The sequence below is a fragment of the Kocuria palustris genome, assembly GCF_007666205.1.
GTDB lineage: Bacteria > Actinomycetota > Actinomycetes > Actinomycetales > Micrococcaceae > Kocuria > Kocuria palustris_A.
Genome location: NZ_VDOR01000002.1, coordinates 454,500 through 463,942, shown reverse-complemented (window position 1 = coordinate 463,942; position 9,443 = coordinate 454,500). Strand labels below are relative to the sequence as shown.

The following is a 9,443-nucleotide window of genomic DNA, read 5'->3' as shown; positions in this document are numbered from 1 at the left end:
GAGAGATCGATGGCCGAGGCGCCGGACGCCCCCCCCCCCCCCGAGGGGCCCCCCCCCCCCCCGGGGGGGGGGGGGGGGGGGGCCGGCCGATCAGGATCCGGGCGGTCCGATCCGGGCGGATCAGGAGCGGCCGTTGAACAGGCTCGTGACCGACCCGTCCTCGAAGACCTCCTGGATGGCCCGGGCCAGCAGCGGCGCGATCGACAGGACCTCGAGGCCCTCGAAGCGGTGCTCCGGCGGAACCGGGAGGGTGTCGGTGACCACGATCTTGCGGGCGCCGCAGCCCGACAGCCGCTCGACCGCCGGATCGGAGAACACCGCGTGCGTGGCGGCGATGATGACGTCCGCGGCCCCGGCCTCGCGCAGGACGTTCACGGCCCCGGTGATCGTGCCGGCGGTGTCGATCATGTCGTCGATCAGCACGCACGTGCGGCCCTCGATCTGCCCGACGACCTCCTTGGAGACCGCCTGGTTCGGCACCGTGATGTCGCGGGTCTTGTGCACGAAGGCCAGGGGCGAGCCGCCCAGGCGCTCGGCCCACTGCTCGGCCACGCGCACGCGCCCGGTGTCCGGTGAGACCACGGTGACGTTGTCGACGTCGTCCACGAGGGTGCGCACGTGATCGGCGAGGATCGGGATCGCCATCAGGTGATCGACGGGCCCGTCGAAGAAGCCCTGGATCTGGGCGGTGTGCAGGTCCACCGACATCAGGCGGTCCGCCCCGGCCGTCTTGTAGAGATCGGCGATCAGGCGGGCCGAGATCGGCTCGCGGCCCTGGTGCTTCTTGTCCTGCCGCGCGTACGGGTAGAACGGCGACACGACGGTGATCGAGTTCGCCGAGGCCCGCTTGAGCGAGTCCAGCATGAGCAGCTGCTCCATGACCCAGTGGTTGATGGGCGAGGGGTGCGACTGGATCAGGAAGGCGTCCGCGCCGCGCACGGACTCGCTGAAGCGCACGTACGTCTCCCCGTTGGCGAAGTCGTACGCATCGGTCGGCACGAGCTCCGTCCCGAGCTCGCGCGCGACGTCCTCGGCCAGCGGAAGGTGCGCCCGGCCCGAGAGCAGGACGAGGCGGCTCGACCCCGTGTTGAGGATCCCGGTCATCGTGACTCGCTTTCTCCGGCCTCGGGGGCCGATGCAGTGCCGTCCGCGGTCTCCCCCGCAGAGCTGCTGTCGGTTGTACCAGATCCGGCTGAGTCCGAGCGCGCCCGGGCCGAGGCCTCGGCGGCGGCCGTGCCCGCGCGGTGCTGCTCGACCCAGCCCTCGACGATCACGGCACGGCCCTCGGTGAGCGCGAGGGCGCCGGCCGGGACGTCCTTGCGGACGGTCGTCGAGGCCCCCGAGTACGCGCCGTCGCCGACGGTGACCGGGGCGACGTACATGTTGTCGGAGCCCATCCGGACGTGATCGCCGATCACCGTGCGGTGCTTGCGCACGCCGTCGTAGTTCACGAACACGGACGCGGCGCCGATGTTGGAGCCGGTGCCGATCGTCGCATCGCCCACGTAGGACAGGTGCGGCACCTTGGAGCCGTCGCCGATCGTGGAGTTCTTGGTCTCGACGAACGTGCCGATCTTGCCGTCTGCGCCGAGCTCGGTGCCCGGGCGCAGGTAGGCGAAGGGGCCGACGGAGGCGCCGGCGCCGATGCGGGAGTCCGAGCCGTGGGTGCGCACCACCGAGGCGCCGCGGCCCACCTGGACGTCGGCCAGGGTCGTGTCGGGTCCCACCACGGCGTCCTCGCCGATCGAGGTGATGCCGTGCAGCTGGGTCCCCGGCAGGATCGTGGCATCCTGGCCGATCGCGACCTCGACGTCGATCCAGGTGGTCGCCGGGTCCACGACCGTCACGCCGGCGAGCATGTGGCGGCGCACGGTGAGCTGGTTGAGGTGACGGCCGAGCTCGGCGAGGGCGACCCGGTCGTTGGCGCCCTCGAGCTCCATGTAATCGTCCATCCGGGCCGCATCCACCCGGCCGCCTGCCTCGCGAGCGATCCGGGGCACGTCGGTCAGGTACATCTCGCCCTGCGCGTTGTCGGTGGTGACCTTCCCCAGGGCCTCGCGCAGGACCTGCGCGTCGAAGGCGAAGATCCCGGAGTTGATCTCGGAGACGGCGCGCTCGGCCTCGGTCGCGTCCTTGAACTCGCGGATGTCGGCGAAGGAGCCGTCCGCGTCGCGCAGGATGCGGCCGTACTTGCCGGGCTCCGGGTGATCGGCGGTGAGCACCGTGACCGCGCTGCCGTGGGCCTCGTGGCCGCGGACCAGATCCGAGAGCGTCCCGGACGTGAGCAGGGGGACGTCGCCGTAGGTGACCACGACGGTGCCCTCGAGCCGCTGCTGGGCATCGAGCGCCTCGAGCCCGGCGAGGACGGCGGATCCGGTGCCCGGGACCTCGGACTGGTCGGCGATGATCGCCTCCGGGTCGAAGGCCAGCACGTGCTGGGCCACGCGGTCGCGGTCGTGGCGCACGACGACGGCCAGGCGCTGCGGGCGCAGCGATCGGGCCGCGGCCAGGGAGTGCTCGACCATGGACCGGCCGCAGATCTCATGCAGGATCTTGGGGGTCCTGGACTTCATCCGGGTGCCCTTGCCGGCGGCCAGGACGATGACGGCGGCCGGGGGCTCCAGCCCCTGCGCGGGTTCCGATGTGCTCACGTCGGTCGTGCTCCTCACGGTGTGCGGTCGAGGGGACGCAACGGGATGGGGGTCCCGCCGGGGCGAGGGCGTCCGTCCCGCGTTCGGCGCCGAGCCGATCCGGGAGCAGGCGTCCGGGCGTTCCGCCTCTAGGGTTCGAACCTAGACTCCACGGCTCCAAAGGCCGGGGTGCTGCCAATTACACCAAGGCGGAGCAGCGGCGGCGCCGATCCGGGCCGGTGCCGCGGGCACCGCGCGTGCTGGGCCACACTACCAGCCGGCACTCAGCTCCGAGGCGGGGCCCGGGGGCGCCCGGGCGGGCTGAGCGGGCCGACCGCGGACACTAGGCTGGCGGGATCATGGCTCATCTTCTCGGCGGGGAGAACCTGCATCTGTCCTTTCCCACGCGCGCCGTCCTCGAGGGCGTCACGGTCGGCATCGACGCCGGCGACCGCATCGGCATCGTCGGGCGCAACGGCGACGGCAAGTCCACCCTCATGAAGGTCCTGGCGGGCCGGATCGCGCCCGACCAGGGCCGCGTGACGTCCCGCTCCGGGACCCGCATCGGGATGCTCGACCAGTCCGACGTCCTGGATCCGGCGCTGACCGTGGGGCAGGCCGTCGTCGGGGACCGCCCGGAGCACGAATGGGCCGGCGACGCCAAGGTCCGCGACGTGATCGGCGGCCTCGTCGCCGATCTGGACTGGGAGTCCGCGGTGCGGGACCTCTCCGGCGGGCAGCGCCGCCGGACCGCGCTGGCGGCGCTGCTGGCCCAGGAGTGGGACATCCTGTTCCTGGACGAGCCGACCAACCACCTGGACGTCGACGGCATCACCTGGCTGGCCGCTCACCTCAACCGCCGCTGGCCCGCCGCCCAGGGAGGGCTCGCGGTCGTCACCCACGACCGCTGGTTCCTGGACGAGGTCTCGACCGACACGTGGGAGGTCCACGACCGGACCGTGGAGCCGTTCGAGGGCGGCTACGCCGCCTACGTCCTGCAGCGGGTGGAGCGCGACCGCCAGGCCGCGGCCGCCGAGGCCAAGCGGCAGAACCTCATGCGGAAGGAGCTGGCCTGGCTGCGCCGCGGCGCCCCGGCCCGCACCTCCAAGCCCAAGTTCCGCATCGAGGCCGCCAACGAGCTGATCGCCGACGTCCCGCCGCCGCGCGACACCGTGGAGCTGTCCCGGATGGCCGTCTCGCGGCTGGGCAGGCGCGTCGTGGACGTCGAGGACGCCTGGGTGACCTTCACCGGCTCCCACGACGACGAGGAGACCGGCCATCGCGACGCCGGGGAGCACACCGTCCTGAAGGACGTGACCTGGCGGATCGCCCCCGGCGAGCGCACCGGGATCCTCGGGCGCAACGGCGCGGGGAAGTCCACGCTGCTCGGTCTGATCACCGGCGACGTCGAGCCCTCCGCCGGCGCCGTGACCCGCGGCAGCACCGTCCGCCTGGCTGTGCTCACGCAGCAGCTGCGCGAGCTCGACGAGGTCGCCGACGACCGCGTCTCCGACGTCGTGGGCCGCTATCGCAGCTCGTACGCGGCCGGCGGCAAGGAGATGACCCCCGGGCAGCTGCTCGAGCGGCTGGGCTTCACCAGCGAGCACCTGGCGACGCCCGTGCGGGATCTGTCGGGCGGCCAGAAGCGGCGCCTGCAGCTGCTGCTGATCCTGCTGGAGGAGCCCAACGTCCTGGTGCTCGACGAGCCCACCAACGACCTCGACACCGACATGCTCGCGGCCATGGAGGACCTGCTCGACACCTGGCCCGGCACGCTGCTCGTCGTCTCCCACGACCGCTACCTGCTCGAGCGCGTGACCGATCAGCAGTACGCCGTGCTCGACGGCCGCCTCCGGCACCTGCCAGGCGGCGTCGACGAGTACCTGCGCCTGGCGGCCGGCTCCTCGCTGCAGACCTCGCGGACCAACCCCATGGCGGCCTCGAAGCAGGGCTCCGAGGCCTCGCTCTCGGGCGCCGAGTCGCGATCCCTCCAGAAGGAGGTCGGATCGATCGAGCGCAGGCTGTCCAAGCTGCGCGACGCCGTGGCCGAGCGCGAGCAGGAGCTGGCCGATCACGACCAGACCGACTTCGAGGGCCTGGCCGCGATCACCGCCCGCATGAACGAGGCCAGGGACGAGATCGATGAGCTCGAGCTGCGCTGGCTCGAGCTCTCGGAGGTGCTCGAGGGCTGATCCGCTCCGGTCCGTGCGCGGGCCGGCTGCGGCGCCGCGGACCGGACGGGCGGGGCGCCGCCGGGTTATCGTCGGGGTGATCCGCGGCGAGGAGGCCGCATCGGATGCGAGCCCAGGAGACGCCGTGGTCCCTGCACCGCCCGCCGGACCCGCCGAGGCCGAGGAGCGCCGGGCCGTCGAGCTGCTCAGCAGCGCCGGTCTGCGCGCGGCCCTGGACTCCGTGCTGGCCGCCCACGGGCTCGCGCTGGACCGCCGTCGCCTCGCTGCGCGCAGCGCGGACCGGCCGTGGCGGCGCCTCTCGCTGCACCACCGGCCGGGGGCCGGGGTGACCGGGGTCTTCGCGGTCCGGCTGCGCGGCCGCCCCTTCGCCCCCGAGGCACGGTGGCCGGGTCTGCTGCCCCTGCAGCACCCGGAGGAGGTCGTGGTCTGCCTGTCCACCGGCGCCATGCCGGGGCCCGGCGCACTCGGGGATGCCTCCGGCGGATCCTGGGGGGACCCGGGGGCCGTGCGCGTGCGCACCGAGGGCTGCGCGCTGACCGGCTGGCTGTGGGAGGGCGACCCGTGGCTGCCGGGCCTGCGCAGCTCGGCCGAGCTGGCCGCCCGGCGCGACGGCGCGGGACGCCTGCTGCCCGCTCCCGTGTCCTACCGGCCCACCCGCCGCGCCGTCCTGCGGCTGCACGCCCCCGGCGCCGGGGACCCGGCCGCATGGCTGAAGATCGTGCGCCCCGAGCGCGAGGGCGAGCTGACGCGGCGCCACGCCATGCTGCGGGAGGGCGGCGTCCCGGTCCCCCGGCCGCTGGGCGCCACCGGCGACGGCGGCGTGCTCCTGGCCCACCTGCCCGGCGTCCCTGCCTCGCGCGCGACGGACGGCGGCGGCGCGGCGCGGCTCGAGGCCGAGCACCTGCTGGCGCTGCACGACCGGCTGCCGGCCTCCGTCATGGAGCTGCCGCGGCGCCCGTCGTGGACGGAGCGGGTGCTGGACTACGCGCAGGCCGCGATCGCGGCCCTTCCCGAGGCGGCGGAGGAGATCGGCGGCCTGGCCGCCGCGATCGACGCGGCGCGCCGCGCCGCGGACGACGCCGCGCTCGTGCCGAGCCACGGCGACTTCCACGCCGGCAACGTGCTGATCGGCCCTCGCCTGCTGGATCCCGCGCTGGGCCCGATCACCGGGCTGCTGGACCTGGATTCGATCGGGCCGGGGCGCCTGGACGACGACCTGGCCTGCTGCCTCGCGCATCGCTGCGCGCAGCGCTCCCCTGCCGCGGACGACGGCTCCCCCCTGAGCGCGCCGCCCATCGCCGCGGCGCTCGCGGTCTTCGACCAGGTCGTGGACCCCGCTTCCCTGCGCGTGCGGATCAGCGGCGTGCTGCTCTCCCTCGTGGCCTCGGCCGGCCGCCGCGGGGGTCATGACGCGGCCGCGATGCGGCTGCGCCAGGCGCAGCAGGCCCTGCGAGCCGCGGACGCTCTCTGAGCCACGCAGACGCGATCCCGGTCGTCATGAGTCGCCCCGCCGGATCCTGGCCGCCCACTCGCCGACCTCCTGACGGTCGCGCGAGCCCGGCGGCCCTCAGCCGAGGACGGCCGCCGCCGCGCAGGCGCCGCGCGAGCGCAGCCGTCGGGCGAGCTCCTGCGCCTCGTCGGCGGACCAGCGGAGGCGGCGGGGGAAGCCGACGATCGTGGGCCCCGATCCGGAGATCAGGGCCCGAGCGCCCAGGTCCTCCAGCTCCGCGAGGCGCTGCCGCAGGTGCGGCGCCATCTCCAGGGCGGGGGCCTGCAGGTCGTTCGCCAGCAGGGCCGAGACCGCCGGCGCATCGCCGTCGGCCAGGGCGCGCAGCAGCTGCGCGGGCACGTCGAGCTCGGCCTCGAGCGGCGTCGGCAGGAGGCCGTCGGAGCGCAGGCGGTCCAGCGCGGCGAAGACCGCGGGGGTGGACAGCGCACCGGCATCGGCCACCAGGACGACGGACTGCCCGGCGCTGATCGGCACGGCCGCCAGCTCGGTGCCCGTCCCCGTGCCGACGGCGGCGCCGCCGGCCATGGCGAACGGGACGTCGGCGCCCAGCCCGGATCCGATCTCCCGCAGCCGTCCGGGGGCGATCCGGTGCCCGGTCTCGCGCTCGACGAGGCGCCCGGCGGCCTCGAGAGCCGCGGCGGCATCGGCCGATCCCCCGCCCATCCCCCCGGCGACGGGCACGGACTTGTCGATCCGCAGCCGGATCCCGCACGGCAGGGCGGAGGCCTCCGCCAGGACGGCCCGGGCGGCGCGCACCGCGAGGTTCCGCTCGTCGAGCGGGACCAGGGAGGGATCGAACGCTCCGGCGGCCTGCTGCTGGGCGACCAGCGAGCCCGGCACGACGCGCAGCTCGCACCCGATCCGCCCGGCCGGGCGCTGCGGATCCAGCGAGACCTCGACCGTCTCCGTGTGGTCGACGGCCGCATAGAGGCTGGCCACGGCGTGGTACCCGTCAGCGCGCGGCGGCCCTGCCTGGAAGTGCAGGTTGACCTTGCCGGGCGCGCTGGCCGTGATCGCGGACGCCCTCATGAGCGGTCTCCCCGCGCCCCGCGCGGTCCGCCGATGATCCTCCGGCCGGCCCCGGCTGCCGCGATGCGGGCGAAGCCGAGGACGTCGAGCTTCTCGCCCCGCTGGGTCGGCGGGATGCCGGCCTCCGCGAGCACCTCCTCGGCGGCCGCGCCCGAGCCGGCCCAGCCGGACAGCGCCGCGCGCAGTGTCTTGCGCCGCTGGGCGAACGCGGCGTCGACCACCGCGAACACGGCATCGCGATCGGCGGCCTCGGCCGCCGCCCCGCTCAGCCCGAGCGCCTCGGCGGCGCCGATGCGCACGAGCGGCTCGGCCCGGCGGCGGAAGCGCACCAGGCCGGAGCTGATCCTCGGGGCAGGCCAGAAGACCTGGGTGCCGATCACGCCGGCCTTCTCGACCTCGGCGTGCCAGGCCGCCTTGACCGAGGGCACCCCGTAGACCTTGGAGCCGGGGCGGGCGGCCAGCCGGTCGGCGACCTCGTCCTGGACCATGACCAGGCCCTGGCGGATCGAGGGGAAGCGCGCGAGCAGGTTCAGCAGCACGGGCACGGCGACGTTGTACGGGAGGTTCGCCACCAGGGCCTGCGGGGGCAGCGGCAGCTCGCAGACCCGGAGGGCGTCCTCGAGCACGACGTCGAGCCGAGCGGCGGCCTCCGGGCGGAACCGGGCGACGGTCTCGGGGAGCCGGGCGGCCAGCGGCGGGTCGATCTCGACCGCCACGACGTGCTCGACGGCATCCAGCAGCCCCAGGGTCAGCGATCCCAGCCCGGGCCCGACCTCGAGCACGGTCCGCACGGGCCCGTCGGGGTGCTCGGCATCGAGCCGAGCGGCGGCCACGATCCGGCGGATCGTGTTCGGGTCGATCACGAAGTTCTGCCCCAGCGTCTTGGTGGGGCGGATGCCGGCGGCCTCGGCCAGCTCCCTGATCTCGGCGGGGCCGAGCAGCGGGAGGACGGCGGACTCGGGGACCTCGGGGCTCTGCACGACGGACATGCTATCGGCCGGGGCCCGCACTCCCGTCCGCGCAGCCCGGTCCTGGCCGGTTCAGTGCTCGCCGTAGACCTCGCGGGACGTCGCGTCGATCCGCTCGCACAGCTGCTCGAGGGGCGCTTCGAGGTGCTCGGCGATCCACCGCGCCGTCTGCACCACGAGGTAGGGCGCGTTCGGGCGGCCGCGATAGGGGTGCGGGGTGAGGAACGGGGCGTCCGTCTCCACCATGATCAGCTCCCGGCGGGCCTCGCGCAGCCCCGCCTGCACGTCATGCGAGTTCTTGAAGGTCACGGTGCCGGCGAAGGACATGTACCACCCGTGCTCGTTGCAGATCCGCGCGAGCTCGGCGTCGCCGGAGAAGCAGTGGAACACGGTCCGCTCGGGAGCGCCCTCCTCCTGCAGGATCCGCACGACGTCCTCGTGGGCGTCGCGGTCGTGGATCTGCAGCGCCAGGCCGTGCCGCTTGGCCAGGCGGATGTGCTCGCGGAAGGACTCGTGCTGCAGCTCGTGGCGCGTCCGACGGGTGCGGAAGTAGTCGAGTCCCGACTCCCCGATCGCGCGGGTGCGCTCGTGCCCGGCGAGCTCGTCCAGCACCGCGAGCGCCTCGTCCAGCTGCCCGTCCTCGACCAGCTGCGGGGCGTCGTTCGGGTGGATCGCGACCGCGGCCAGGATCCGCGGGTCGGCCTCGGCGGCCTCGACGGCCCAGCGCGAGGACGGGACGTCGCAGCCGACCTGGACGATCCCGCGCACCCCCAGGTCCTGGGCCGCGTCGAGGGCGTCCGGGATGCCGATGTGGACGCGGCCGTCCTGGATGTCGATGTGGGTGTGGTCGTCGATCAGCGGCACCGGCAGCGGCTCGGGCGCCTCCGGGAAGCTCAGATCGCGCTTGCGGCCGCTCTCCGCGGACTCGCCGCGGCGCCGCGTGCCCGGACCGGACGGGGCGTCCTCGGGCAGCTCGTAGTGCTCGGGCCGGTACGCCTCGGGTGTCTGCCCGGGCTCGGTCGCGGGGCGCTGGGACGGCTCGGGCCACAGCGTCTGGTGCAGGCGGGAGGTTCTCATCCGGGCCAGGCTAGCGCGGGCCGCCGACGACGGACCG

Annotated in this window: 7 protein-coding genes and 1 tRNA gene; 2 read left to right on the top strand and 6 right to left on the bottom strand. The window is 74.7% G+C overall.

The window, feature by feature from the left end:
- Positions 1-120: 120 nt before the first annotated feature.
- The 3 genes from FSY66_RS04220 to FSY66_RS04210 form a co-directional block, all read right to left on the bottom strand.
- The gene (locus tag FSY66_RS04220; RefSeq protein ID WP_144791547.1) at positions 121-1,104 is read right to left on the bottom strand and encodes a ribose-phosphate diphosphokinase; all 984 of its coding nucleotides are present in this window, start codon (positions 1,102-1,104) and stop codon (positions 121-123) included.
- The gene (gene glmU, locus FSY66_RS04215) at positions 1,101-2,651 is read right to left on the bottom strand and encodes a bifunctional UDP-N-acetylglucosamine diphosphorylase/glucosamine-1-phosphate N-acetyltransferase GlmU (RefSeq protein WP_144791546.1); all 1,551 of its coding nucleotides are present in this window, start codon (positions 2,649-2,651) and stop codon (positions 1,101-1,103) included. Before glmU ends, FSY66_RS04220 begins: the two co-directional genes overlap by 4 nt.
- A 120-nt stretch (positions 2,652-2,771) precedes the next feature.
- A tRNA-Gln gene (locus tag FSY66_RS04210) sits at positions 2,772-2,844 on the bottom strand.
- A gap of 145 nt (positions 2,845-2,989) precedes the next feature.
- Between FSY66_RS04210 and FSY66_RS04205 the strand changes: the two genes are divergently transcribed.
- Entirely contained in the window at positions 2,990-4,822 is a 1,833-nt protein-coding gene (locus FSY66_RS04205) for an ABC-F family ATP-binding cassette domain-containing protein (RefSeq protein ID WP_144791545.1), read from the top strand.
- 124 nt (positions 4,823-4,946) lie between these two features.
- On the top strand, positions 4,947-6,293 hold the full coding sequence (locus FSY66_RS04200; protein WP_186304393.1) for a phosphotransferase: 1,347 nt from the start codon (positions 4,947-4,949) through the stop codon (positions 6,291-6,293).
- 96 nt (positions 6,294-6,389) lie between these two features.
- On the opposite strand, the gene FSY66_RS04195 is transcribed toward FSY66_RS04200, so the two are convergent.
- Genes FSY66_RS04195 through FSY66_RS04185 form a run of 3 tightly spaced genes read right to left on the bottom strand, consistent with a single transcriptional unit; the run spans position 6,390 to position 9,406 of the window.
- Positions 6,390-7,361, bottom strand: coding sequence for a GHMP family kinase ATP-binding protein (locus FSY66_RS04195; RefSeq protein WP_144791543.1), 972 nt, complete (start codon positions 7,359-7,361; stop codon positions 6,390-6,392).
- On the bottom strand, positions 7,358-8,350 hold the full coding sequence (rsmA, locus tag FSY66_RS04190) for a 16S rRNA (adenine(1518)-N(6)/adenine(1519)-N(6))-dimethyltransferase RsmA (protein WP_144791541.1): 993 nt from the start codon (positions 8,348-8,350) through the stop codon (positions 7,358-7,360). Before rsmA ends, FSY66_RS04195 begins: the two co-directional genes overlap by 4 nt.
- A 51-nt stretch (positions 8,351-8,401) precedes the next feature.
- On the bottom strand, positions 8,402-9,406 hold the full coding sequence (locus tag FSY66_RS04185; RefSeq protein WP_144791540.1) for a TatD family hydrolase: 1,005 nt from the start codon (positions 9,404-9,406) through the stop codon (positions 8,402-8,404).
- Between the last annotated feature and the right edge of the window lie 37 nt (positions 9,407-9,443).

Bases quoted from the DNA above. Each gene is read 5' to 3' on its own strand.
- FSY66_RS04195 (WP_144791543.1), bottom strand. From the start codon at position 7,361: ATGAGGGCGTCCGCGATCACGGCCAGCGCGCCCGGCAAGGTCAACCTG.
- FSY66_RS04220 (WP_144791547.1), bottom strand. From the start codon at position 1,104: ATGACCGGGATCCTCAACACGGGGTCGAGCCGCCTCGTCCTGCTCTCG.
- FSY66_RS04205 (WP_144791545.1), top strand. From the start codon at position 2,990: ATGGCTCATCTTCTCGGCGGGGAGAACCTGCATCTGTCCTTTCCCACG.
- FSY66_RS04185 (WP_144791540.1), bottom strand. From the start codon at position 9,406: ATGAGAACCTCCCGCCTGCACCAGACGCTGTGGCCCGAGCCGTCCCAG.
- rsmA (WP_144791541.1), bottom strand. From the start codon at position 8,350: ATGTCCGTCGTGCAGAGCCCCGAGGTCCCCGAGTCCGCCGTCCTCCCG.